Source organism: Burkholderia sp. BE12 (assembly GCF_002959955.1).
Classification (GTDB): Bacteria; Pseudomonadota; Gammaproteobacteria; order Burkholderiales; family Burkholderiaceae; genus Burkholderia.
Genome location: NZ_PREY01000033.1, coordinates 1 through 25,135, shown reverse-complemented (window position 1 = coordinate 25,135; position 25,135 = coordinate 1). Strand labels below are relative to the sequence as shown.

Below are 25,135 nucleotides of genomic sequence, written 5' to 3'. Positions count from 1 at the left end.
GTCAAACGGCAGTCGCACGCTCAGTGCGCCTGCATCTTCGAGAACAGGTTCAGCACCACGACGCCCGCGATGATCAGCCCCAGGCCGATCACCGCCGGCACGTCCGGCACCTGGCGATAGAGCAGCATCGCGACGAGCGTGATCAGCACGATGCCGGCGCCCGACCAGACCGCATAGATGATGCCGACGGGCATCGTGCGCAACGTGAGCGACAGGCAGTAGAACGCGACGCCGTAACCGGCGACGACGAGCACCGACGGCCAGAAGCGCGTGAAACCGTCCGCCGCGCGCAGCGCCGACGTGCCGATCACTTCCGCGACGATCGCGATCGCGAGCCAGGCGTAACCGGGCAGTTGCATCGCTCAGCTCCTTGCGAGGGCCAGTACCGCATAGTCGTGACCGAGCTCGGCACACAGCGCCTCGACGACGAACTCGTGGTCCATGCGCTGCGGCAGCCCGGACGCGGTGATCGAGCCGATCACGCCGGCGCCGGCGACGGTCAGCGGAAACGAACCGCCGTGCGACGCATACTCGGCGACCGCCAATCCATGCTTGTCCGCGAGCGTCGCGCCGGCCTGCTGCATGCGCAGGCCGATCGCGTACGAGCTGCGGCGAAAATGCGCGACGACGTTGCGCTTGCGGCGCACCCAGTCGGCGTTGTCGGGCGTCGCGCCGGCAAGCGCCGCGTAAAACAGCGGCTGGCCGAACGTGACGATGTCGATCGCGATCGCATGACCGCGTGACGTCGCGAGCGCATGCATCCGGTTGCCGAGCGCCCACGCGCGGGCGGGATCGAAATGGGGAAACACGAGCGCCTGTTCCTGCGCGCCGATCGATTGCAGATCGTGAGCGATGTCCATGAATCCGTCGATGCAGTAGTGAGAGTCGCAACGGCGCCGATGCGATCGCGCAAGGCGCCGTTGCCGAAGAAACGAAACAAACCGTTCGATTCTAGCGCACCCACCCACCGTACCGGCCCCACAAGACACGACACGCGATTGTCAGAAAGTGCTTGCACGCGCTCGGGTAACTCCTTATAATTCATTTCTTCGACGGACGCGGGGTGGAGCAGTCTGGCAGCTCGTCGGGCTCATAACCCGAAGGTCGTAGGTTCAAATCCTACCCCCGCAACCAACCGTCCAGAATTTCGCAAAAAGCCCGGCTTAACGCCGGGCTTTTTGTTTTTGCGCGTCCGGGCGCCGCCCCCTCTTCGCGCACGCGGCCGCCATTTCGGACGACACGCCGCCGCATGCGCGGGCGTTCGAGAATGCCGCGGCCCGGTGATACACTCGCATCACCTCGTCCCTTCCATTCGACATGAAATTCTGCTCCGTCTGCGGTTACGAAGTCCTCGCGCGCATTCCTCCGGGCGACAACCGCGAGCGCTTCGTCTGCGATCACTGCGGCACGATCCACTATCAGAATCCGCGCAACGTCGTCGGCACGGTGCCGGTCTGGGGCGACCAGATCCTGCTGTGCCGCCGCGCGATCGAACCGCGCTACGGATTCTGGACGCTGCCGGCGGGCTTCATGGAAATGGGCGAAACGACCGCGGAAGCCGCCGCGCGCGAAACGCTCGAGGAAGCCGGCGCGCGCGTCGAGGTGCAGAACCTGTTCACGCTGCTCAACGTGCCGCACGTGCACCAGGTCCACCTGTTCTACCTGGCGCGGCTCACCGATCCGGGCTTCGAAGCCGGCGAGGAAAGCCTCGAAGTGAAACTGTTCGACGAAGCCGACATTCCGTGGGACGAGATCGCGTTCCCGACCGTCAGCCAGACGCTGCGCTTCTTCTTCGCCGATCGCGCCGCCGGCGACTACGGCGTGCACACCGGCGATATCTTCCGCTCGCTGCGCAACGGCTGAGCCCCGCACCCATGGTTCCCTGGCTCGGCCCGGACGATCCGTTTCCGTCCATCGAACGCGCGCTCGGCCCCGCGACCGGCGCACCCGGGCTGCTCGCCGCGAGCGCCGACCTGCTGCCGTCGCGCCTCATCGACGCCTACCTGCGCGGCATCTTCCCGTGGTACTCGGACGGCCAGCCGGTGCTGTGGTGGAGCCCCGACCCGCGCATGATCCTCGTGCCGACCGAATTCAAGGTAGCGCCGTCGCTGCGCAAAACGCTCAAGCGCGTGCTGCGCGAGCCGGAATGGGAGGTGCGCGTCGATCACGACTTTCCCGGCGTGATGCGCGCCTGCGCGCAGGCGCCTCGCCGCGGACAGCGCGGCACCTGGATCACCGCCGAGATCATCGACGCCTATACGTCGCTCTACCGCAGCGGCAACGCGCACAGCATCGAGACATGGCACGAGGGGCGCCGCGTCGGCGGCCTCTATGGCGTCTCGTTCGGCCGGATGTTTTTCGGCGAGTCGATGTATGCGGACGTGACCGATGCGTCGAAAATCGCGCTGGCCGCGCTCATCGCGCACCTTCGCGAGCAGGGGCTGGAAATGATAGACTGCCAGCAGAATACGTCGCATCTAGCGTCGCTCGGCGGCCGCGAGATCGCACGCAAGGCCTTTGTCGCTCACGTGCGCCGCGCGGTAGCCGAACCGCCGATTCCGTGGCAGTTCGACAAGCGCGTGCTCGCCGCGCTGACGGGCCCCGCCGAAACGGCGGCGCCCTCCGGGACCGAGCGCTAGCGCGGCACTCCTTCCCTGCATCGAGAGCTGCCCATGACTCACCCGACTGAGCTGCCGCTTTCACCGCTTTCGGCGTTGCAATTCTATGCAACGGCGCCCTATCCGTGCAGCTATCTGGACGGCCGCATCGCGCGCTCGCAAGTCGCGACGCCGAGCCACCTGATCAATTCCGACATCTACACCGAACTCGTGAAGGCCGGCTTCCGCCGCTCGGGCGTCTTCACGTACCGCCCGTACTGCGACGGCTGCCGCGCGTGCGTGCCGGTGCGCGTGCCGGTCGGCGAATTCGTGCCGACGCGCACGCAGCGCAGGATGTGGAAGCGGCACCGCGCGCTGGTCGCGACGGTTTCGCCGCTGCACTACGACGAAGAGCACTACGCGCTCTACATGCGCTACCAGTCCGCGCGCCACGCGGGCGGCGGCATGGATCGCGACAGCCGCGACCAGTACGAGCAGTTCCTGCTGCAAAGCCGGATCAACTCGCGCCTCGTCGAATTCCGCGACCTCGACGCACCAGGCGGCGAACCCGGCAAGCTGCGAATGGTCAGCATGATCGACATCCTCGGCGACGGGCTGTCGTCGGTTTACACGTTCTTCGAGCCCGACGACCGGCACACGAGCTACGGTACCTACAACATCCTGTGGCAGATCGAACAGGCGAAGAGTCTCGGGCTGCCCTACGTGTACCTCGGCTACTGGATCCGCGAGAGCCCGAAGATGGCCTACAAGGCGAACTTCCATCCGCTCGAAGGGCTGATCGACGGCCGCTGGAAGGCGCTCGATCCGGAACGGATCGACCTGCCGCCCGTCGACGCGGCGCTGGCGCGCGCGCCGTTGCCGGGGGGGCATTCCGGCACGAACTGACGCACGTCGCGGCGGCTACGAAGCGAAGCACGCCCGTGCCGCGCAACTCCCGGTAAAATAGCGGGTTGTCATTCATTTCGGCCGTCCGCCCCATTCCCGTGTTCAGTTCCCTCTACCCGCTGGCCCGCGCATCCCTGTTCAAAATGGATGCGGAAGACGCTCACCACCTTACGCTGCGCGCGCTCGGCGCGGCCGGCCGCACGGGCCTCGCCTGCGCGCTGTCGGCCCGCGTGCCCGACGCGCCGCGCACCGTGATGGGGCTCACGTTCCGCAATCCGGTCGGACTCGCGGCCGGCCTCGACAAGGATGGCGCGGCCATCGACGGCCTCGCGGCGCTCGGCTTCGGCTTCATCGAGGTCGGCACGGTCACGCCGCGCCCGCAGCCCGGCAATCCGCGCCCGCGGATGTTCCGGCTGCCGCAGGCCGAAGCGCTGATCAACCGGATGGGCTTCAACAACCATGGCGTCGACCAGTTCGTGAAGAACGTCCAGGCCGCCCGCTATCGCGGCATCCTCGGCCTGAACATCGGCAAGAATGCCGACACGCCGATCGAGCGCGCGGCCGAGGATTACCTGTACTGCCTCGAGCGCGTGTACCCGTTCGCGAGCTACGTGACGATCAACATCTCGTCGCCGAACACGAAGAACCTGCGCCAGTTGCAGGGCGCCGGCGAGCTCGACGCGCTGCTCGCGGCGCTGAAGGACAAGCAGCAGCGCCTCGCCGACCTGCACGGCAAGCTCGTGCCGCTCGCGCTGAAGATCGCGCCCGATCTCGACGACGAACAGGTCAAGGAAATCGGCGACACGCTGCTGCGCCACAAGATCGAAGCGGTCATCGCCACCAATACGACGCTGTCGCGCGCGGCCGTCCAGGGCCTGCCGCACGCGGACGAAGCCGGCGGCCTCTCGGGCCGCCCCGTGTTCGACGCGTCGAACGAAGTGATCCGCAAGCTGCACGCGCAAGTCGGCAACGACGTGCCGATCATCGGCGTCGGCGGCATTTTCTCGGGCGACGACGCTCGTGCGAAGCTGGCGGCCGGCGCGGCGCTCGTCCAGCTCTACACCGGCTTCATCTATCGCGGCCCGGCACTCGTGTCGGAGTGCGTGAAGGCAATTGCCCGCGAACGCAGCGCGTAATATAGCCATAAGCAAACTATATTTAGATATCGATAGTATTTTTGCTATCCTCGACTTCACTATCAGATCATCGACCCGGACAGGGCAAGGACACACACGATGAAATTTTCGCTGCTGAAGAAGCTGCTGGTTGCCGGCGTGATCGGCACGTCGTTCGCTGCGGCGACCGCGCATGCGGCCGACCTCCTCGACCAGGTCAAACAACGCGGCACGCTGCGGGTCGGCCTCGAAGGCACGTTCCCGCCGTTCAACTCGAAAAGCCCGTCGGGCGAGCTCGTCGGCTTCGACGTCGACATCGCGAAGGCCGTCGCGGCGAAGCTCGGCGTGAAGGCCGAATTCGTGACGACCGAATGGAGCGGCATCATCGCGGGCCTGCAAGCCGGCAAGTTCGACGTGATCGCCAACCAGGTCGGCATCACCGACAAGCGCAAGGAGACGCTCGACTTCTCGCCGGCGTACACGTACTCGTCCGCGCAGCTGATCCAGCGCAAGGACGACACGCGCCAGTTCAAGTCGCTGGAAGACCTGAAGGGCAAGAAGCTCGGCGTCGCGCTCGGCACGAACTACATGGACATGGCGAAATCGGTGCCGGGCATCGACGTGAAGACGTACCCGGGCGCGCCCGAGTACCTGCGCGATCTGGCGGCGGGCCGCCTCGACGCGGCGCTGAACGACCGCCTGATGCTCGCGTACCTGACGAAGAATTCCCAGCTGCCGTTGCGCCCGGGCGCGAACGTCGGCTCGGCGAACCCGTCGGGCATCCCGTTCAAGAAGGGCAACCCGAAGTTCCAGAAGGCGATCGACGACGCGATGGCGCAACTCGAGGCCGACGGCACGTTCACGAAGATCTCCGACAAGTGGTTCGGCATCGACGTGACGAAACCGATCAAGTAAGCACGCCTGCATTTCCCGCCTGACGGCGGGCCGGAAGGGCGGCATCCGCAACGATGCCGCCCTTTGTTTTATCGGTCCGGTTTATGATTGCGCTTTCGCGCACGCATTCGCTCGTATTCCATGTCGACAACGTCCTTGCTCGTCCAATCGCTGCCGGTGCTCGCCCAGGGTGCCGTACTGACCGTCAAGTTCGCCGTGCTGTCGATGGTGTTCGGCCTGCTTGGCGCCGTCATGCTCGCGATGATGGGCATCCGGCAAAGCGAAGCGCTCGACGGTTTCGAACGCATCTGGGTCAACGCGCTCGCGTGGCTGGCGCGCGCGTACGTGAGCCTGATGCGCGGCACGCCGCTGCTCGTGCAGATCTTCGTCATCTATTACGGGCTGCCGAGCCTCGGCATCTCGCTCGACCCGACGCCGGCCGGCGTCATCGCGCTGTCCGCGAACGTCGCGGCTTACATGTCCGAAAGCATGCGCGGCGCGATCAACGGGATCGCGCGCGGCCAATGGCTCGCCGCGTACAGCCTCGGGCTGTCGTGGGGACAGACGCTGCGCTACGTGATCGGCCCGCAGGCGCTGCGCATCGCGGTGCCGAGCCTGTCGAACAGCCTGATCAGCCTGATCAAGGACACGTCGCTCGTGTCCGTGATCACCGTGACCGAGCTGTTGCGCAGCGCGCAGGAAGTGATCGCGGCGACCTATCAGCCGCTGCCGCTCTATCTCGCCGCCGCGGCCGTGTACTGGATCCTGTGCCAGATCCTCGAATGGGTGCAGCGCTGGTACGAAAAGCGTCTGTCGCTGCCGTCGCGGCACTGAGCCGCGCGGTCGCACCGGGCCGCGCTCGCGGGCCCGGCGCCGGTCTTCCCGCTTATTCGCCCGCTTATTCGCCCGCTTATTCGCCCGAATAACGCACGCCGAGCACGGCGCGCGCCGCGTCGATCATCGCGATCATCCGCCGCGAATGGTCGTGCGTCATGATCGGGCTTTCGGTCTCGCCCGCGCGCAGCAGGTCGCAGAAATGCGCGGTCTCGTAGTTCAGCCCGCCGCCGTCGACCAGCGCATCGAGTTCGACGGTGCGCCCGTCCGCGTAGCGGATCGTCGCACGCGCGGGGTTCCACCACTTCTCGTGAATCGTCACGTGGCCGCCCGCCGCGGCGATCAGCGCGTCGCCGCGCCCCATCACGTCGAGGCCGCAAAAGAGCTGCGCGATCCCGCCGTTCGCATGCACGCTGTTCAGGCTCGCGAACAGGTCGACACCCGTCGCACCGACGCGGCCGAGCGTCTGCACGTCGCGCGCCGCGCCGAGCCAGTCGACGGCAAGAAACGCCTCGTAGATGCCGATGTCGAGCAGCGCGCCGCCCGCGCGATCGAGCCGATAGACGGAATGGTCCCCCGGCACCGACGACGATGCGCAGCCCGCCCGTACGAGCCGGATCTCGCCGATCGGATCGTCACGCAGGTGCGCGCGCAACTGACGGTACAGCGGGAAGAACGGCGGCTTCATCGCCTCCATGAAGAGCAGCCCGGCATCGCGCGCCGCGTGCAGCACCGTGTCGAGTTGCGCGGTGTTCAGCGCCGCGGGTTTCTCGCACAGCACGGCCTTGCCGGCAGCCAATGCGGCCAGTGTGTACTGCGCGTGACTGTCATGGAGCGTCGCGATGTAGACCGCGTCGATATCGCTCGCGAGGAGCGCGTCGAGGCGCGCGGCAGGCGCGCCGCCGTATGTCTCGCAGAAGGCGGCCGCTGCATCGGCGCGGCGGGCCCAGACGCCGGCGAGCGTGGCGCCCGGCACGTGCGCGAGGCTTTGCGCGAAGCGGCGCGCAATGCTGCCCGCACCGACGATGCCGAAGCGCACCGGGCGATGGTCGTTGTCGTTCATCCTGATCTTCCGTGTCGGTCGTATGACGGTTGCCGGCACGCTGCCGGCCGGCCGTCATGATAAACGGCCCGGCGGCACACGGATGAACGATACGCGCAGCGTCAGGCACGCACCGGCACCTCGACCGAGAAATCGCGCGATATCTCGTCCGCGCTGAAATCGATCAGCGCGAGCGAGGCCGCTTCGGCTTCGCGCGGGTCGCGCCGTTCGATCGCATCGACGACGCGCGCATGCGCCTTCACCGCGATGTCGTGCGCGCCTTCCTTCTGCACGACGCGCGGATTCACGAGACGCACTGCTCCGCGCACGATCGCCGCCATCTGCTGGAAGAACTGGTTGCCGCTCGCCTGCACGATCCGCGTATGCAGCAACTCGTCCGCCGTGTCGTAGCCGGGGTCGCCCGGCTGCAGCACCTTGAACGCATCGAACGCTTCGCGAATGCCCGCAATGTCGGCCGCCGTCGCACGCACCGCCGCCTGCGCGGTCGCGCGTGGTTCGATCAGCATCCGGAATTCGATGACGTCGCGCATGAACTGCGGATCGGGCTTTGCCCGAAATCGCCAGCTCACGACGTCTTCGTCGATCATCCGCCAGTCGCGCATCGGCCGCACGCGCGTACCGACTTTCGGACGCACGTCGAGCATGTCGCGCGCAAGCAACATCGACAACGCTTCCCGCATCACCGTGCGGCTCACATCGAACTCTTTCGACAGCACGTCCTGTGGCGGCAAGATGCCGCCGTACTTGTCTTCGACGATACCCGCGACAAGCCCATCCATCACTTTGGCGACCAGTGACCGGTCTTTGCCCTGCTCCATGACACCTCCCCGTGCGTCGATTTGCGAACACCTGCTCCGCAGTTCCGCCGGCCCTGGTTACTACTGTTCTTATGATCTATAAGTTGATGAGTTCGACGATATTTCGCTATCTGGTAAACACCTGACAGGGTTATCCCTCTTTTGAACGAGGTGATTTATACGGCTAAAAAAAAGGCCCGGGAAGCGCGCCGCGCCTGCCGGACCCCGGTTTCCACAAGATTTATATATCCAATCCATGACGGCCGATACCGCGCCGTTACGGACTGCTTCTCATTCAGATTCAGCCAGCCGGATAAACGATCGTTTCAACGCCGTTTTCCGTGCCGAGCAAGCACAGATTCGCGCCGCGCTCGGCGAACAGGCCGACCGTCACGACGCCCGGCCATGCGTTCACCTGCGCTTCGAAACCGCGCGGATCGGCGATCTGCAGGCCCTTGACGTCGATGATCTCGTTGCCGTTGTCGGTGATGGTCGGTGCGCCGTCCTTCGTCACGCGCAGCACGGGCACGCCGCCGAGCGCGGTCACGCGCCGGCCGATCGCCGTGCGCGCCATCGGCACGACCTCGATCGGCAGCGGGAACGCGCCGAGCACCGGCACGCGCTTGCTGGCGTCCGCGATGCAGACGAACGTGTCGGCCACCGACGCGACGATCTTCTCGCGCGTCAGCGCGCCGCCGCCGCCCTTGATCATCGCGCCGCTCGCGTCGATCTCGTCGGCGCCGTCGACATACACCTGCAGCGCGTCGATCTCGTTCAGGTCGAACACCTTGATGCCGTGCGATTTCAGGCGTTCGGTCGTGGCAATCGAGCTCGACACGGCGCCGCGATAGCGCGATTTGACGGCGGCGAGCGCGTCGATGAAGCAGTTGGCGGTCGAGCCGGTGCCGACACCGATCACGGCGCCTTCCGGCACGTTCTGGATCACGTAATCGGCGGCGGCCTGGCCGACGAGGCGTTTGAGTTCGTCTTGAGTCATGGCGTGGTAATGCTGCGGGATTGCGGAAAAACCGCCAGTTTACCGGAGTCGGCGGACGGCCCCGCGTTTTTCGGCGAGCGATGCGCCGTGTATTCAGCGCGTATTCAGCGCGTGTCAGCCGCCGGGGCGGAGTCCGACGCTTGCGTGCCGGGGAAGTACTTGTCGAGCAGCGCCTGCGCGATCGCGTCGCTTTCCGCGTCCGGGTTGCCCGCGTAGTCGGACGGCCGGAAATGCATCTGGAACGCCGCGAACACGCGCCGCGTGCGCGCGTCGAGCACGCCGTCGGTCGGCACGTCGTAGCCGTAGCGCGCGAGCTTGAACTGCAGTTCGCGCACGTCGACCGGCGCGTGCGGGTCGCGGCCGCCGAGCCGTGCGGTGACGGTCGCGTCGTCCGGCCATGCGCCGACGCCGGCTTGCGCGAGCGCATGCCACGGGAACAGCGGCCCCGGATCGATCTTGCGTTGCGGCGCGATGTCGCTGTGCCCGACCACGCGCGTCGGCGGAATCCCGTAGCGCCTGACGATATCCTTCGACAGGCGGATCAGCGCGTCGACCTGTTCGGGGGGATACGGCTGCCAGGTGCGATGTTGCGGATCGAGCGGGCCGCGGTTCACGTTCTCGATGCCGATCGACACCGCGTTCAGCTCGGTCGTGCCCTGCCACTCGCTGATGCCCGCATGCCACGCGCGCCGCGCTTCCGGAACGAGCTGGTAGACGACGGGCATCCCGCGCTCGGTGCGCGGCTGCGGCGGGATGACGTAATGCACGCTGACCGAATCGCCGGTCAGCGTGCGCAGCGATTTCGTCTCGTCGCTTTCGGTGTAGTGCATCACGAGAAAGCGGATCCGCGAATCGGCGCCGCGTGCGTGCAGGCTCGTGTCGGCGTAGTAGGTGCCGCGTTCGACGAGCGTCGGCGACGTACAGGCCGCCAGCAGGCCGAGCACGGCGCAGGAGACGCCGACACGGAACAGGGTCATCGGTCGCGGGTTCCGGAGAGCTTGCATCGGGGCGCGCATCGTTCGGGTCATTCGACGCCCGCGCATCGCGCGCGGGACGGGGCCGCCCCGGGGGGCGGCCGCGGGGATCAGCCTTTCACGCGCCGCTGGCGCACGGCTTCGTACAGGCACACGCCGCTGGCGACCGACACGTTCAGGCTTTCCACGCTGCCGGCCATCGGGATGCTCATCACCTCGTCGCAGGTGTCGCGCGTGAGCCGGCGCATGCCTTCGCCTTCCGCGCCCATCACGAGCGCGACCGGGCCGTCGAGCTTCGTTTCGTAGAGCGTCGCCGACGCCTCGTCCGACGTGCCGATGATCCACACGCCGGCTTCCTTCAGCTCGCGCAGCGCGCGCGCAAGGTTCGTCACCGTGATGTACGGCACCGTATCGGCCGCGCCGCTCGCCACCTTGGCCGCGGTCGCGTTCAGGCCCACCGCCCGGTCGCGCGGCGCGATCACCGCGTGCGCGCCGGCCGAATCGGCGACTCGCAGGCACGCGCCGAGGTTGTGCGGATCGGTGACGCCGTCGAGCACGAGCAGCAGCGCGGGCCCGTTGATGCCGTCGAGCAGCTCGGACAGGTTCTGCGCGAGCGGCATGTCCTCGACGCGCGCGACGACGCCCTGGTGGCGCTCGGTATGCGCGAGGCCCCACAGGCGCGTTTCGTCGGCGGCGATCAGCCGCACGCCCGCTTCCTTCGCGGCATGCAGGAACTCCTGCATGCGGCGGTCGCGGCGCGTCTGGTCGTACAGCACCTCCGCCACCGTCGATGCATCGTGCCGCATACGTGCGGTCACCGCATGAAAACCGTAAAGAACCTTCAGACGTGACATGACTGGAACAACCTTCGATCAAACGTGCGGCCGCGCGACGTGCGCAGCCGCGATCCATGGAAAAGGAAAGCGCCGCGTGGCCGGCCGATGACCGGTGACGCGGCGTCTCTCGATACTGCGGGGCGTGCGCTTGCGCCGCCCCGAACGCTCAATACTTCTTGCGGGCGCGGGCCTTCTTCGCGACCGGCTTCGCCGGCGCGCCGCTGCCACCGCCACCGCCCTTCTTCTTCGCGGCGCCGCGCGCGGCGCGCGCTTCCTTCACCGCGACGCTCGGCGCGCTCGCGGCCGTCTTGCGGCGCGGCACGGTTTCCTCCACCGGCGGCAGCGCGCGCACGCGCGGGCCGTTGCCGTTGCCGTTGCGATCGACGCCGGCAGCCGGCGCGGGCGACGGACGCGGCGCCTTCACCGGCGTATCGCGCACGAGGCGGAAATCGATCTTGCGCGCATCGAGATCGACGCGGCTCACCTGCACGCGCACGCGATCCGACAGGCGATAGCGGATGCCCGTGCGTTCGCCGCGCAGCTCGTTCTTGATCTCGTCGTACTGGAAGTAGTCGGAGCCGAGCTCCGTCACGTGTACGAGCCCTTCGATGAACAGCGTGTCGAGCTGCACGAAGATGCCGAACGACGTCACGCCGTTCACCATCCCGCCGTACTCCTCGCCGAGCTTGTCGCGCATGAAGTAGCACTTGAGCCACGCTTCGACGTCGCGCGACGCTTCGTCCGCACGGCGTTCGTTCGCCGAACAGTGCAGGCCGAGCTCTTCCCAGATCGCCGTGTTCGAACGCGAGCGGCCGCGCGCTTCGTCGTCGGCCTGCTGCATCGCGCGGGCGCGCGGCGACAGCGCCGTGTTCAGCTCGAAGCCTTCCGGCGCCTTCGGCGCGTACTTCTTGCCCGACAGGATCGCGTAGATCGCGCGGTGCGTGAGCAGGTCCGGATAGCGGCGGATCGGGCTCGTGAAGTGCGCGTACGCCTCGTAGGCGAGACCGAAGTGGCCGATGTTGTCCGGGCTGTAGACGGCCTGCTGCATCGAGCGCAGCAGCATCGGCTGCAGCATCTGCGCGTCGGGCCGGTCGCGGATCTGCGCCATCAGCGCCGCGTAGTCGCTCGCATGCGGCTTGTCGCCGCCGCCGAGCGACAGACCCATGCCGCGCAGGAATGCGCGCAGGTTCTCGAGCTTCTCCGGCGTCGGCCCCGCGTGCACGCGGTACAGGCCCGGATGCTTGTTGCGCTTCAGGAAATCGGCCGCGCAGACGTTCGCGGCCAGCATGCATTCCTCGATCAGCTTGTGCGCGTCGTTGCGCTGACGCGGCACGATCTGCTCGATCTTGCCCTGCGAGTTGCAGACGATGTAGGTTTCGGTCGTGTCGAAGTCGATCGCCCCGCGCTTTTGCCGCGCGGCGAACAGCGACTTGTAGACACCGTACAGATCCTGCAGGTGCGGCAGCAGATCGGCGCGGCGCGCAGCCTCCGGCCCCTTCGTGTTCGACAGCACGGCCGCGACTTCGGTGTACGTCAGGCGCGCCGCCGAATGGATCACGGCCGGATAGAACTGGTATGCCTTGATCTCGCCGCGCGCGGTGATCACCATGTCGCATGCGAGCACGCAGCGGTCGACCTGCGGATTCAGCGAACAGAGGCCGTTCGACAGCTTCTCCGGCAGCATCGGGATCACGCGGCGCGGGAAGTAGACCGACGTGCTGCGCTCGAGCGCATCGGCATCGAGCCCGCTACCCGGCTGTACGTAGTGCGACACGTCGGCGATCGCGACGATCAGCCGGAAGCCGTCGCCGCGGCCGACCTTGACCGGCTCGCAGTAGACGGCGTCGTCGAAGTCGCGTGCATCCTCGCCGTCGATCGTCACGAGCGGCACGTCGCGCAGGTCGACGCGAAAACGCAGGTCGGCCGGCAGCACCTTGTCGGGCAGCGCGGCGGCGCCGTCGAGCGCCGGCTGGCTGAATTCGTGCGGCACGCCGTACTTGCGCACCGCGATCTCGATTTCCATGCCCGGATCGTCGATATCGCCGAGCACCTCGACGACACGGCCGAGCGGCTGCGAATGACGGCTCGGGAAATCGGTCAGCTCGACGACGACGACCTGCCCGACCTTCGCCTTCTTCACGTTCTGCGTGATCATGATGTCGTGACCGATGCGCTTGTCTTCCGGCGCGACGATCAATGCACCGTTCTCGTTGAGCAAGCGGCCGATCACGCGCTTGTTCGCGCGCTCGGTGACTTCGACGACATGCCCTTCCGGGCGGCCGCGGCGATCGTAGCCGACGATCCGTGCGAGCACGCGGTCGTTGTGCATCACCTTCTGCATTTCGCCGTTCGGCAAAAACAGATCGTCCTGGCCGTCGTCGCGGATCACGAACCCGTAGCCGTCGCGATGCCCTTGCACGCGCCCCGCGACGAAATTCGACGGATGGGTCAACTGGTAGTGGCCGCGCTTGTCGAGGCGGATCTGGCCGTCGCGCTCCATCGCGGCGACGCGCCGGAAGAACCCCTCGCGCTCCTGACGCTTGATCGACAGGGCTTCGGCGATGTCGTTGGCGGCCAGCGATGCGTCGCTCGTCCGCAGCACGCCGAGAATCTCTTCACGGCTCGGAATGGGATACGGATATTTGCTCAAGGGTTTGTCGATGATTGTTCTCGTTGCGTTGACTGATAGTGCACGGCATCAACATAGAGGTGTCCGTCTGACAGTTCTATATTGACGGCGGCGAGTCATTCTATCACCCGCTTGTGTCGCCAAATGGCGGGAATGCCGCGGCCGCGCACGGTGGCGGCTGGTTTGCGGTGTATCGCAAAAAAACGTTGACAGGAATAATTGGGGCGCTATAATTTCGCTTCTTTGCAGCAGGCAGCTACTGCAAAACGTGCCCAGGTGGCGGAATTGGTAGACGCACTAGGTTCAGGTCCTAGCGGTGGCAACATCGTGGAGGTTCGAGTCCTCTCCTGGGCACCACTTGATTTATGAAAAAAGGCCGGCTTTTAGCCGGCCTTTTTTCATTTCAGCGCTTGCCGCGCGCATGTCGTCCGCCCTTATGTCGGGCGCTCCGATCGATAGCAGAATTTATCGGTTATCAATCACCCTCCCCGTTGTTACGTTAGCCGCCTCGCTTTCAACGCATCCAACGAGGAGCCCCCTTCATGACGTCGATGAACCGCCGCGCATTCACGCGCGCGATGCTGGCCGCGGGCCTCGCTGCCGCCGGTGTCCGCGCGCACGCCGAGAACGCGCCGGCCACGCTGCGCATCGGTTACCAGAAGTCGTCGACGCTGATCACGCTGCTCAAGACGCGCGGCACGCTCGAGCAGGCGCTGACGCCGCTCGGCCTGCGCGTGTCATGGCATGAATTCGCGAGCGGATTGCCATTGACCGAAGCGCTCAATGTCGGCGCCGTCGACTTCAGTGCCGACGTGGCCGATACGGTCCCGGTCTTCGCGCAGGCCGCGCACGCGCGTTTCGTGTACGTCGCGCAGGAAGCGCCTTCGCCGAAGGCTCAGGCAATCGTCGTCAAGCAGGACAGCGCGCTGCGCACGCTCGCCGATCTCAAGGGCCGGCGTATCGCCGTCACGAAGGCGGCCGGCAGTCACTACCTGCTGCTTGCCGCGCTCGCGCGCGCGAAGCTCGCGCCCGCCGACGTGGCGATCCATTACCTGACGCCCGCGGACGGCCGCGCCGCATTCGAGCGCGGCAGCGTGGACGCATGGATCACCTGGGACCCCTATGTCGCGTCGGTCGACCGGAATCCCGACGTGCGGATCCTGGCCGACGGCAACGGACTCGCGTCGTACCAGCGCTACTACCTCGCATCGAGCACTTTTGCCGCCGCGCGCCCCGACGTCGTCCAGATCCTGTTCGACCAACTGTCGCTGGCCGGCGCGTGGCTGCGCGACCATCCGCAGGAGGCCGCGAACACGCTCGCGCCGATCTGGGGGCTCGATGCCGCGACGATCGCACGCGCGAATGCGCGACGCAGCTACCTCGTCCGCGCGGTGGCCGCGCAAAACTTCGGCGAACAACAGAAGATCGCCGATACGTTCCTGGCGGCGGGACTGCTGCCCGCTCGCGTCGATACGAGCCAGGCGCAACGCTGGAATTTCACGGCGAAGCACGCGGAGCCGGTGGGCGCGTGACGATCGCGGCGCATAAGGCGCGCGATATTTTTGCTGTTTCGGATGAGATTGTGTTGACAGACTCCGCCAGCACGCTACAATAGCGGTCTTCGCATCGCAGCAAGCGAAACGTGCCCAGGTGGCGGAATTGGTAGACGCACTAGGTTCAGGTCCTAGCGGTGGCAACATCGTGGAGGTTCGAGTCCTCTCCTGGGCACCACTTGATTCATGAAAAAAGGTCGGCTTCTAGCCGGCCTTTTTTCATTTCAAGCCCTCACGAAGCGCCTGCGCCGGTTGCGTGAGAGCCTGAAAAATCAGCGCCTGCGCGCCGGGTTCACGAACACGGACGCACGCACCCGGCGTAGCGCCTCCCGCCGATTACTCGCGTCCCTGGAGCAGATCGGCCATATCGTCGGCATGTTCTTCCTCTACCGCGAGGATTTCCTCGAATAGCCGGCGCGTCGTGACATCCTTCTCGCCGAGATAGCGAACGATTTCGCGATACGTATCGATCGCGATCCGCTCGGCCACCAGGTTCTCGCGAATCATGCTGGTGAGGTCCGTGCCTTCGTTGTACTCGGAATGGGCGCGCGTCTTCAGGCCGTCCGGCGCGAAATCCGGCTCGCCGCCGAGTTGCACGATGCGCTCGGCAATCCGATCGGCGTGCCCCTGCTCTTCGGTCGCGTGCTGGGCAAACTCTTGCGCTACTGCCTCGGAATTGATGCCCTTGGCCATGAAATAGTGCCGCTTGTAGCGCAACGTGCAGACGATCTCCGTCGCCAGCGCATCATTGAGCAGCTTCAGCACCACGGTGCGGTCCGCGCCATAAGTTTGCGTGACCGGGCCATCCGACATGTGCTTGCGCGCGTCTTCGCGAATTTTTGCGATATCCATCACGAACGGATCGCGGGATTCAGGTGTGGCATCTTTGGCTGCGGGTGACTTCGTCATCGAGTTTCTCCTTTATCCGGTGCGGGAATCCGTTGCTCGCTTTCGCACGGCGGTATTCCGTGCTCCATCGTGGTCGAAGCGACGACGCGTCGAACGCCGAGCGTCTGGTCAAACGCGCGCCGACCGGGAATCCCGCCCCCCTATCAGCGCGAGGACCAATCCGGCGAGCGGCCGCATGCCGATCTGCAACGCATCCAGCTCTTTGCCCGCGCCGAGCAGTATGAGTCGTCGTCACGTCGCCTCGAACCCGAATCGATAACGATCGGCGAGCAAAACCGATGCCCGCCTATGAAGCCGATCTCGGGCGCCGCGCCCTGTCGATGCGACGGTCGTGGGCACGTCGCATGCTGCGTCGCGACCTAAGGTCGTATTCTCGACGGGACCGCCATGGCCGTACTGCACTCGCCCGGAACGACCGTCGGCAGAATGATCGGCAGGGTCGTGGCGTGGCTCGTCGTAGTGCTGATCATTCTGGCCTCAGCGGTCGTGCTGTTCATTTTCACGTTCGACTGGAATCGCGCGCGACCCCTCGTCGACAACAAGGTTAGCGCAGCGATAGGCCGCCCGTTCGTCATCCAGGGCGATCTGACGGTGAGATGGCATCGCGCCGCCGGAGAAACGGGTTGGCGCGCGTGGGTGCTGTGGCCGACCTTTGCCGCGCGAAATATCACGATCGCCAATCCCGACTGGGCGAAACGGCCGCACTTCGCCACGCTCGACGAAATCGAGTTCCAGGTGAAGCTGCTTCCGCTGCTCACGCATGACATCGTCATTCCGACGATCAATCTGACGAATCCTTCCGTCGACCTCGAGCGACTCGCCGATGGACGAAACAACTGGACCTTCAAGCTCAAGTCCTCCGCTCGACCATTGGACTGGAAGCTCGATCTGCACGACATTCGACTCAACAAGGGCATCGTCGCGCTCTCCGACCAGCAAAAAGAGATCGTGATGCAGGCCACGGTCGATACGCTCGGCCAACCGATTCCGATCGGCGAAGCGCTCAGGCAGCAAGAACGAAAGTCACGCAGCGCGTCGGCCGAGGCCGTCGGCAAGCGAGGTGCGCAACAACTGAGCGCACAGGCAAAAGCGACTGCATCGGAAGCGTCGGGCGTGCCGGCGCCGGCGACTACGCGCGGAAGCAGCGCGTCGGCTGGCCAGACCGACGCAAGTGGAACCACTGCCTCCGTCGCGCAGCAGAAGAACGAACCGCAATACGGCATCGGCTGGACAGTAACAGGCAGCTACCGCCGTTCCCCCGTGTCGGGCAGCGGCAAGCTTGGCGGCCTGCTTGCCCTGCAGGACGCCTCGCGGCCCATCCCCGTGCAGGCTGACGTCAAGGCAGGCGACCTGCGTATCTCATTGGTCGGCACCGTCACGAACCTCGCGCATCTGGCTGCCGTCGATTTGCGCCTGTGGCTGCAAGGCTCCAGCATGGATCGCCTGTATCAATTGACGGGCATCACGCTTCCCGCGACACCGCCCTATGCAACGGAAGGTCACCTGACAGGCAACATCCAGTCGGGCAGCAGCGTGTTCCGCTATGAAAAATTTACAAGCCGGGTGGGCGGAAGCGACCTGAATGGCACGTTGATCTATACACAGCGTCAGCCGCGTCCGCTGCTCAAAGGCGAGCTGGTTTCGAATCTGCTGCAGTTCAAGGATCTCGCGCCGGTGGTGGGCGCGGACAGTAACGCGAGCAAGGCGAAGCGCGGCGTCGCCGCACGGCAGCCGCCGAACAAGGCCGTGCCTACCGAAGGCTTCAGGACCGAGCGCTGGAAGGCGATCGACGCCGACGTGAAATTCACGGGCCGCCGCATCGTCAGGAACCCGGCACTGCCCGTTACGGATCTGTACACGCACATCGTGATGACCGACGGCGTGCTGTCGCTGGAGCCTCTGAAGTTCGGCGTCGCGGGCGGCTCGATGGCGTCGAACCTCCATCTCGACGGCAGCGCGAGACCGCTCAAGGCCCGCGCTTCGACGCAAATGCGCCATCTCAGGCTGAAGCAATTGCTGCCGACCGTGAAGACGATGCAGAGCGCGCTCGGCGAAGTCAACGGCGACGCGCAGTTGTCCGCGACAGGCAATACGCCGGCGGCGCTCGCGGCCACCTCCAATGGCGAGGTGAAGCTGCTCGTCACCGACGGCACGCTCAGCCGTCTGCTGCTGGAAGCCGCGGGCCTCAACGTGGCCAATGTCGTATACGAAAAGCTCTATGGCGAACGCGTCGTGCATATCAACTGTGCCGCCGCCGATTTCGTCGTCACGGATGGCATTCTCGATTCGCACGCGTTCGCGCTCGATACGGACGACGCGGTGATCAACGTCGACGGCAAGGTGAACATGAAGGACGAAACGATGGATCTCGGCGTGCACCCGCACACGAAGGGTCTGCGTATTTTCACGCTGCGCTCGCCGCTCTACGTCAAGGGCACCTTCAAGAATCCGCATGTCGGTGTGAATCCGACCGCCCTCGCGTTACGCGGCGGCGCGATGGTCGGCCTCGGTCTTCTTAATCCGTTTGCCGCCCTGATTCCGCTGATTGCACCGAGCAATCACAAACCGCTGCCATGCCAGCAACTGATAACGGCAATGCAGTCTCAACAACCCACCGCTCCGCCGCCAGGGCAGCGCAAAAAGGGAAAAGGACTGCATCTGCCGCCGGGCACGCCGAGCGCGGACACAGCCGATTCATCCGCGCCTGCCGCGGCGTCGCCGAAGAAACAGTGATCGTTCGTATTGCTACTGACGTCGGCACCCGGCGCGAGGATCACGCGTCTCCTTCCCAATCATGCCAGTCGACCGAGTGGGATTTCAGATACGCCGACACGGCTTCGCCGACCGTTGGCATAAAGTGCTCTTCGCCGATCCGCTCGAACAGTCCGTACCGTTTCAGGATGTCCTTGACCGGGCCCTTGAGTTCCGCGAAGCATAGCTGCACATGCAAATCGTCGAGTTCGTCGTCGAGCCTCGCCAGCATGTCGGCCGCTGTGACATCGATATCCGTCACGGGCTCGGCCGCAATGGCGAGCCAGTGTGTGCGGGTTGGCGCAGTGCGTGCAGCAGTCATGACGCGCTCGTAAAAGATTTCTGCATTGGCAAAGAACAGCGGTGCATCCCAGCGCAGAAGAACCAGGCCGGGAATGCGCCGCGCGTCGGGATGACGCGCGACATCGTGATAGCCCTTCACGCCGTCGCGCCGGCCGAGCACCGCTGAATAAGGGCGCCACGCCCGCCAGAGAAAGGTCAGCACGGCAAGCCCGAGGGCGATGCCCACGCCGACCACCACGCCCGACAGCACGACTCCGGCAAAGCATGCGAGCGACTGCACGAATTCCGGACGACGCAACCGGTAGAGCCGTCGCATCCCGCTGATTTCGATCAACGAGAGCGATGCAGCCACGACGACGGCCGCGAGTGTAGCGTGCGGCGTATCACGCAGTGCCTGCGGCGCGAAAAGCAGCAACGCCGCAACGATGAGCGCCGCGATCAGGCCGCAGGCCTGACTCTTCGCGCCCGCTGCCTCGACGACCGGCGTGCGCGATCCGCTGGCCGCGACGGAGAACCCATGAAAGAGTCCGGCCGTGACGTTCGCGATACCGAGTGCCACGAATTCGCGATTGCGGTCGACGTCGCCGCCGCTACGGGCACCATAGATCTGCGACAGCATGCTGATGTCGGTAAACGACACCAACGCGACGGCGGCGGCGCTCGCGGATAGCGCAAGCCACTCGTTCGAGGCTAACGCCGGAAAATCCGGCAGCGGCAACCCCTGAGGCAAGGCGCCCACCACACTCACGCGCGCCCGTGCGACCAGATCGAAATGCGCGCTCCCGACCGTCGCCACCGCCACGGCGACCAGAACACCCGGCACTTTCGGCATCCAGCGTTTGAACGCCAGGATCACGGCCAGCGACAGCACACCGATCGTCAATGCCGCGAAGTTGGTCTTTCCTGAAGCGACGGCGCTTGCGAGCTCGCGCAATTGTTGCGGAATCGGTGCTTCATGCACCGCCAGACCGAGCAGCTTCGGCAACTGACTGACGATGATCGTCACAATGATGCCGTTCAGATAGCCGTAGCGGATCGGCGTGGAGAGCAGATCGGTGATGAAGCCCAGCCGGGTCAGGCCTACCGCCAGACAGATGGCTCCGGAGAGCAATGCCAGCGCACTCGCGAGCGCGGCCGCATGCTGGAGGTTGCCGTGCGCGAGCGGCATGACGCTCGCCGCGATGAGCGCGATGAGCGCGGAGTCTGGTCCGAGCACGAGGATTCGGCTCGGTCCGAACGCAGCATAGGTGACCAGCGCGGCAATCGAGGCATAGAGTCCGGACGCGGGTGAAAGGCCGGACGCAGTCGCGTAGGCCATACCGGCGGGCACCAGCACGGCGCTGAGCGTTACGCCCGCGATTGCGTCGCCCGGCAGCCACGCTATCCGGTACGCCCTGACCCATTCGATGCCCGGCACCCAGCGGGCAAGCACCTTCAATCCGCGTATCACGCCATCACGAGCCACGCATCTCGCCCCGCCAGATATTGGCCTGATAATGAACTTTCGGATCGCGCGGTTCCATGACGAGCCTCCCAGCTAATAGTCCATGCGGAGCACGCTTTCCTTCACGTTGCAAAACCTGTACCCGGCGGATGAACGCGCTTTTGATCGTCTCGATTCCGTACTACCGCACCTCCGTCGATTTGTATGTTTTACCTCGCTGGCGCAAATATCTCTGCCCGCGCGGCGGGGGGCTGGGCGATGGGAACGAAAGTCGACACTCCGAGCCTGCGTGACCGTTCCCATCAAGCCCGCGCGCGGGTGTCAGGGGCGCGAAAAATGCTCGCCGGTTCAGTCGAATCAGTCGCTTCGCCGCACGACGACGTCGGGACTACCCGGACGGTGACGAGCAAGGAGGTGCAATGGAAAGCGAATTGAAGCTGCTGGTCGACCTCAAGGACGTCGGCAAAATCCGCGAGGCGCCCATGTTCTCGGATTGCAAGGACGCCGCCTTGCCGGAAACACTGCTGACCAGCACCTACTACGACACGTCTGACCTGGCATTTCGTCAGTGCAATGCGTCCCTGCGCGTGCGAAATCACAACGACAAGACCATCCAGACGATCAAGCTCGACGGATCCGCAGAGGCTGGCCTGTACGAGCGCGACGAATTCGAAATGCCGGTCGAGGGCGACGCTCCCGATTTGAGATTGTTCTACGATGCGATACCTGCCGATAGCGGCGTGGGAAAGCTCATCCGCGACGAACACACGGCCGCGCAACTCGAAGCGCGCTTCGTCACGAGGATTCGCCGCACCGTTTTGCCATTGCGCTTGCAAGCCGGCGAGGAAATCGAGTTCGCGATCGATGAAGGCACCATCGATACCGACACGGCATCGACTTCCATCGCAGCTGTCGAAATGGAACTGAAGCAGGGTGAGCCCGACCGTCTTTATCGAATCGCGCTCGATCTGCTGGAAACAGTCCCGCTGCGCTTCGACTACATGAGCAAGGCCGACCGCGGCTATGAAATGCTTCTGCAAGGACATCAGACGCCCGTCAAGGCGCGGCCGGTGACGCTTCACAAACGAGACAGCGTCGAGACGGCATTCAGCAAGATTGCACGCAATTGCCTCGAACAGATTCACGCGAACGAACGAGGAGTCGTATCCGGTCACGACCCGTCAAGTGTCCATCAGATGCGCGTCGGTCTCAGGCGCTTGCGCTCCGCGCTCGATCTGTTCGATAAGGTCATTCCCGCTTATCCGGGGCTTCAGGACGAATTGCGCTGGATCGCATCGGAACTTGGGGATGCGCGCGACTGGGAAGTGCTCACCCGCTCGACACTTGGCCAGGCACTTGCAGAGACGGACAAGAAAGAAGAACGTCGTGCCGTGGAACGCGCATGCAAGCAGATTGCAACGAAAAAGCGCGCCCATGCAGCCGCGGCTGCAAATTCCGTCCGTTATACGCGACTGATGCTTCAACTGACGCATTGGCTCAATGGCGCAGGATGGCGTGACGGCATGGCGCAGCAGGCGTGCGAAACCCTGCAAAAGCCGGCGAAGCGGCTTGCATCCGACATCCTGCGCCGCAGGCACGACAAGCTGCTCAAACGAGGCCGAGGGCTGGCCGGTCTCGACGATCGCCGCCGGCATCGGGCTCGTATTGCAGCAAAGAAACTTCGGTATGCCACGGAATTCTTTGCTTCGCTATTTTCGAAATCGGCCGTGAAGCATTACGTCGCGACGTTGAGTACCTTGCAGGACGACCTGGGCTGGCGCAACGACGCAGTGGTGGCCCACCGTCTGCTGGATTCGCTCCCCCTTACCCATTCCGCTACCGCATCGGGCGCAGCGTTCGCGCGAGGGTTCTGGGCTGCACGCGTGGCTGCCGATTATGTTCGGATGAAAAAGCTGTGGAAACGCTTCAGGCAGCTTTCTCCACCCCAACAGTCATTCGGGTAGCGGCAACCGGCATGGCCGCATCGGTGCCCGGCGTCACGGGCGGTCGGAAACGTCGGAACGTAGCGGCCGCCATTCCGCACGCGTCGACATGCAAAGGCTCCGCCCGTCCCGCCGAGGTTTCGGCGCCCCCACTATCGAGAAACCGTCGCTCCACCCATTCGGACCTTACCGATGCCCCTGGTGCGCATGCGCCGCCCGCGTCCGCGCCGCCTTCTTCGCCGCCGCGGAGCGACCCGCCGCGCCCTTGGTCTGCGCGGCCTTCTTGGCCGCCGCGGAGCGGCTGGCGGCCGGACGACGCGCCGCGGCGCTCTTCGCCTGCTTCGACATCGCGCCTGTCGATGCCCCGGCCTTGCTCTCGCGCTTCAACACGGCGGTCGTGGTTCGGGAACGTTTTGCTTTCGATTCCGTGCTTTGGCCCGTCATCTTCCTGCCTTGGCCCGCAGCGGCGTCCTGCGCGGCCTTCTTGCGCGTCGCTTCGCTTGCCTTGCCCTTCGTGGGCGGCTTCAGGTCGACGCCCGCGCGCCGGGCCTTCGACAAGCCGATCGCCACTGCCTGCCGGGCGGAGCGCACACCGTGCTTGCCGCTGCGTACGCGGTCGACCTCCTCCTTGACGAACTCACCTGCTTGCGTGCTCGGTGACTTCCCTGCGCGCTTGTCGGCGCGTGCTCGCTCGATCGTTTTCCGTTCGGGCATGTCGCTCTCCTTGCAAAAGCTTACGTGGTCCTTCGAGCAACCGACGTACCTGGCACGGGGCGAAGCTGGCGCGACGAGGGCGATGATTGTTCAACGCCATCCGACGCCGGCTCCGTTTATCGCCTTCAGCATTCTTCGACTTCACTGCCCGGTGTCCCCGGCAAGCCCGCTAAATTATTTTCGTCCCCAACGTCAAATTATGTTGACAGCCCGGCAAGACACGCTACAATAGCAGTCTTCGCATCGCAGCAAGCGAAACGTGCCCAGGTGGCGGAATTGGTAGACGCACTAGGTTCAGGTCCTAGCGGTGGCAACATCGTGGAGGTTCGAGTCCTCTCCTGGGCACCACTTGATTCATGAAAAAAGGTCGGCTTCTAGCCGGCCTTTTTTCATTTCAAGCCCAAGGAAGCCAGGCGTCTGCGCGCTTTGCGTAAAGGTTCGAAGGCTGCGCTTGCAAGCGCAGCTGGGGGCGCATGCGTGACCGAGTCGTCTCCCGGGCACCATCTGTTTTCTAAAAGGTCGGCTTCCAGCCGGCCTTTTTTCATTTCTGTGCCCATCCTGAAACAGGTCGACTCTTTTTCAAGAGGATGGAGAAGGCATGCGGCAGCTGTTCCGGTAGCAACGAGGAATGCAATAATTGCCACTTGTCGACTACCCGACGCACAGAGACGAAAAATTCGCCGCAATAGGCGAATCCTGCACATCCGGCGCAGTCGGCACCGATTGAACACGATATGACGATGCCCACGATCGAGGCATAAGTGGAAATGACGATAGATCGACCCCCTCGCGACAAACTGCACGCACGCCGACCCACGCAAGCAGAACGAAGCCAAGCGACACGCGAGCGAGTCTTGAACGCCGCGATCGACCTGCTGCACACCGTCGGCTATTCGGGGGCGACCACGCTGGCCATTCGAAAAGCTGCAGCCATGAGCATGGGTGCCATGCAGCATCAATTTCCGACCAAGGCGGAATTGATGGCGGCCGCGCAGGAACAACTCATCAGCGCACGCCTCATGCGCATCCAGGAGGCGGCGCAAAACGTAGCGGACCCGCTCCAACGCATTGAGCGGTTACTGGATGTGGCTGGAGAATTGATCGGCACACCGTTGTTTGCCGCGAGCATGGAAATCGAACTGGCCAGGCGAAGCGATCCCGAGCTCGATCGCGCAATCGCCGCGGTTCACGGGCGCTTCACCGACGGATTCTCGAATCTGAGCGACGGTGTTATCGAAGCCGTGGGCAGCCCGGCCGGAGAAACCGTCAAGCGGGTCGAATGGCTCACCAGCGCAGTGATCCGTGGGCTCACCGTCAAAGTGGTCACCGGCGGCGATCTCGGCGAGGTCACCGCCGCGTTCCACCTCTGGCGCGAGCTGGCAATCCGGCTGATTACCGAAGGGATGCGCCAGCCGGTACCGAAGCAGAACATCGACAGCAATCGCAACAAGACCGGCAAGCGGCGCTCCGCCGACTGACCAGCCCGGTTTTCCCGTCCGGCGCCGGTTGTCACGAGCGCCCCGCTCCCTTCCGCAACGCCGAGTCGTACCGCCGATTCTCCAGGATCGTAGCGGGCCGCTGACGGCTGTCCAATCCGAGGCTTTGCTCAATTAACAAGCAATACACACTACTTGTAAGTTGCATCCGGACCTGCAATACGACGTGCTCGGTGCGTTACGCCTCGCTCCGCGTGGAACGCCGCCGTTTGCCCGGTGCAAGGTGCCAAGAAGCCGTACACAAAACATACAAACAGCAACCATCTTGAGACAGCCCATGTCATGCGCCCTTGAAATCCGGCTGCCACCGCTCGCCCGAGCGGGCGATGGCATTGAGCGTGATGAGCAGTTTGCGCATGCACGCGACGAGGGCGACTTTT

Annotated in this window: 21 protein-coding genes, 4 tRNA genes and 1 pseudogene; 14 read left to right on the top strand and 12 right to left on the bottom strand. The window is 64.9% G+C overall.

Annotated elements, in window-relative coordinates:
• Positions 1-20 precede the first annotated feature (20 nt).
• Both C4B30_RS28510 and C4B30_RS28505 read right to left on the bottom strand, forming a co-directional pair.
• A complete protein-coding gene (locus tag C4B30_RS28510) occupies positions 21-353 on the bottom strand; it encodes a DMT family transporter (protein WP_369718844.1) in 333 nt (110 codons plus the stop codon).
• Positions 354-362: 9 nt separating this feature from the next.
• Positions 363-860 (bottom strand): heme-degrading domain-containing protein, encoded by a 498-nt coding sequence (locus tag C4B30_RS28505; protein ID WP_027784337.1) that lies wholly within the window; start codon positions 858-860, stop codon positions 363-365.
• 197 nt (positions 861-1,057) lie between these two features.
• Here C4B30_RS28505 and C4B30_RS28500 point away from each other — a divergent pair.
• The 7 genes from C4B30_RS28500 to C4B30_RS28470 all read left to right on the top strand — a co-directional run bounded on the left by C4B30_RS28500 (position 1,058) and on the right by C4B30_RS28470 (position 6,346).
• A tRNA-Met gene (locus C4B30_RS28500) sits at positions 1,058-1,134 on the top strand.
• Between the two features lie 183 nt (positions 1,135-1,317).
• On the top strand, positions 1,318-1,863 hold the full coding sequence (locus C4B30_RS28495) for an NUDIX hydrolase (protein ID WP_027784336.1): 546 nt from the start codon (positions 1,318-1,320) through the stop codon (positions 1,861-1,863).
• Positions 1,864-1,874: 11 nt separating this feature from the next.
• Positions 1,875-2,639: a leucyl/phenylalanyl-tRNA--protein transferase gene (aat, locus tag C4B30_RS28490; RefSeq protein WP_027784335.1), complete on the top strand. Its 765-nt coding sequence runs from the start codon at positions 1,875-1,877 to the stop codon at positions 2,637-2,639.
• A 33-nt stretch (positions 2,640-2,672) separates the two neighbouring features.
• Entirely contained in the window at positions 2,673-3,503 is an 831-nt protein-coding gene (locus C4B30_RS28485) for an arginyltransferase (protein ID WP_027784334.1), read from the top strand.
• Positions 3,504-3,601: 98 nt separating this feature from the next.
• Entirely contained in the window at positions 3,602-4,639 is a 1,038-nt protein-coding gene (locus tag C4B30_RS28480; protein ID WP_027784333.1) for a quinone-dependent dihydroorotate dehydrogenase, read from the top strand.
• Positions 4,640-4,738: 99 nt separating this feature from the next.
• A complete protein-coding gene (locus tag C4B30_RS28475; RefSeq protein WP_027784332.1) occupies positions 4,739-5,533 on the top strand; it encodes a cystine ABC transporter substrate-binding protein in 795 nt (264 codons plus the stop codon).
• Positions 5,534-5,653: 120 nt separating this feature from the next.
• Entirely contained in the window at positions 5,654-6,346 is a 693-nt protein-coding gene (locus C4B30_RS28470; protein ID WP_027784331.1) for an amino acid ABC transporter permease, read from the top strand.
• A 76-nt stretch (positions 6,347-6,422) separates the two neighbouring features.
• Here C4B30_RS28470 and C4B30_RS28465 read toward each other — a convergent pair whose 3' ends face one another.
• The 6 genes from C4B30_RS28465 to rnr form a co-directional block, all read right to left on the bottom strand.
• Positions 6,423-7,409 (bottom strand): Gfo/Idh/MocA family protein, encoded by a 987-nt coding sequence (locus tag C4B30_RS28465; RefSeq protein ID WP_027784330.1) that lies wholly within the window; start codon positions 7,407-7,409, stop codon positions 6,423-6,425.
• A 101-nt stretch (positions 7,410-7,510) separates the two neighbouring features.
• Entirely contained in the window at positions 7,511-8,227 is a 717-nt protein-coding gene (locus tag C4B30_RS28460) for a FadR/GntR family transcriptional regulator (protein ID WP_027784329.1), read from the bottom strand.
• Positions 8,228-8,507: 280 nt separating this feature from the next.
• Positions 8,508-9,203 (bottom strand): ribose-5-phosphate isomerase RpiA, encoded by a 696-nt coding sequence (gene rpiA, locus C4B30_RS28455; RefSeq protein WP_027784328.1) that lies wholly within the window; start codon positions 9,201-9,203, stop codon positions 8,508-8,510.
• Positions 9,204-9,307: 104 nt separating this feature from the next.
• The gene (locus tag C4B30_RS28450; RefSeq protein WP_027784327.1) at positions 9,308-10,180 is read right to left on the bottom strand and encodes an N-acetylmuramoyl-L-alanine amidase; all 873 of its coding nucleotides are present in this window, start codon (positions 10,178-10,180) and stop codon (positions 9,308-9,310) included.
• Positions 10,181-10,287: 107 nt separating this feature from the next.
• Positions 10,288-11,031, bottom strand: coding sequence for a 23S rRNA (guanosine(2251)-2'-O)-methyltransferase RlmB (gene rlmB / locus C4B30_RS28445; RefSeq protein ID WP_027784326.1), 744 nt, complete (start codon positions 11,029-11,031; stop codon positions 10,288-10,290).
• A gap of 148 nt (positions 11,032-11,179) precedes the next feature.
• Complete coding sequence (rnr, locus tag C4B30_RS28440) at positions 11,180-13,663, bottom strand: ribonuclease R (RefSeq protein WP_027784325.1); 2,484 nt, start codon at positions 13,661-13,663, stop codon at positions 11,180-11,182.
• A 249-nt stretch (positions 13,664-13,912) separates the two neighbouring features.
• Between rnr and C4B30_RS28435 the strand changes: the two genes are divergently transcribed.
• The 3 genes from C4B30_RS28435 to C4B30_RS28425 all read left to right on the top strand — a co-directional run bounded on the left by C4B30_RS28435 (position 13,913) and on the right by C4B30_RS28425 (position 15,373).
• Positions 13,913-13,999, top strand: a tRNA-Leu gene (locus C4B30_RS28435).
• A gap of 185 nt (positions 14,000-14,184) precedes the next feature.
• A complete protein-coding gene (locus C4B30_RS28430; RefSeq protein ID WP_027784324.1) occupies positions 14,185-15,174 on the top strand; it encodes an aliphatic sulfonate ABC transporter substrate-binding protein in 990 nt (329 codons plus the stop codon).
• Between the two features lie 112 nt (positions 15,175-15,286).
• A tRNA-Leu gene (locus tag C4B30_RS28425) sits at positions 15,287-15,373 on the top strand.
• A 158-nt stretch (positions 15,374-15,531) separates the two neighbouring features.
• On the opposite strand, the gene C4B30_RS28420 is transcribed toward C4B30_RS28425, so the two are convergent.
• On the bottom strand, positions 15,532-16,104 hold the full coding sequence (locus C4B30_RS28420) for a ferritin-like domain-containing protein (RefSeq protein ID WP_027784323.1): 573 nt from the start codon (positions 16,102-16,104) through the stop codon (positions 15,532-15,534).
• Positions 16,105-16,491: 387 nt separating this feature from the next.
• On the opposite strand from C4B30_RS28420, the gene C4B30_RS28415 reads away from it, so the two are divergent.
• Positions 16,492-18,837 carry an AsmA family protein gene (locus C4B30_RS28415; protein ID WP_027784322.1) on the top strand — a complete coding sequence of 782 codons (2,346 nt, stop codon included), beginning with the start codon at positions 16,492-16,494 and terminating at the stop codon, positions 18,835-18,837.
• A 40-nt stretch (positions 18,838-18,877) separates the two neighbouring features.
• Here C4B30_RS28415 and C4B30_RS28410 read toward each other — a convergent pair whose 3' ends face one another.
• Positions 18,878-20,623, bottom strand: coding sequence for a SulP family inorganic anion transporter (locus C4B30_RS28410; protein ID WP_027784321.1), 1,746 nt, complete (start codon positions 20,621-20,623; stop codon positions 18,878-18,880).
• Positions 20,624-21,021: 398 nt separating this feature from the next.
• Between C4B30_RS28410 and C4B30_RS28405 the strand changes: the two genes are divergently transcribed.
• Complete coding sequence (locus C4B30_RS28405) at positions 21,022-22,566, top strand: CYTH and CHAD domain-containing protein (protein ID WP_027784320.1); 1,545 nt, start codon at positions 21,022-21,024, stop codon at positions 22,564-22,566.
• Positions 22,567-22,731: 165 nt separating this feature from the next.
• Here C4B30_RS28405 and C4B30_RS28400 read toward each other — a convergent pair whose 3' ends face one another.
• Positions 22,732-23,259: a DUF6496 domain-containing protein gene (locus tag C4B30_RS28400; RefSeq protein ID WP_027784319.1), complete on the bottom strand. Its 528-nt coding sequence runs from the start codon at positions 23,257-23,259 to the stop codon at positions 22,732-22,734.
• 261 nt (positions 23,260-23,520) lie between these two features.
• Here C4B30_RS28400 and C4B30_RS28395 point away from each other — a divergent pair.
• Together C4B30_RS28395 and C4B30_RS28390 are read left to right on the top strand one after the other, a co-directional pair.
• Positions 23,521-23,607 (top strand) — tRNA-Leu (locus tag C4B30_RS28395).
• 506 nt (positions 23,608-24,113) lie between these two features.
• Entirely contained in the window at positions 24,114-24,737 is a 624-nt protein-coding gene (locus C4B30_RS28390) for a TetR/AcrR family transcriptional regulator (protein ID WP_234015465.1), read from the top strand.
• 298 nt (positions 24,738-25,035) lie between these two features.
• Here the strand turns inward: C4B30_RS28390 and C4B30_RS36335 are convergent.
• A pseudogene (locus tag C4B30_RS36335) lies at positions 25,036-25,135 on the bottom strand (IS110 family transposase); the annotation flags it as partial.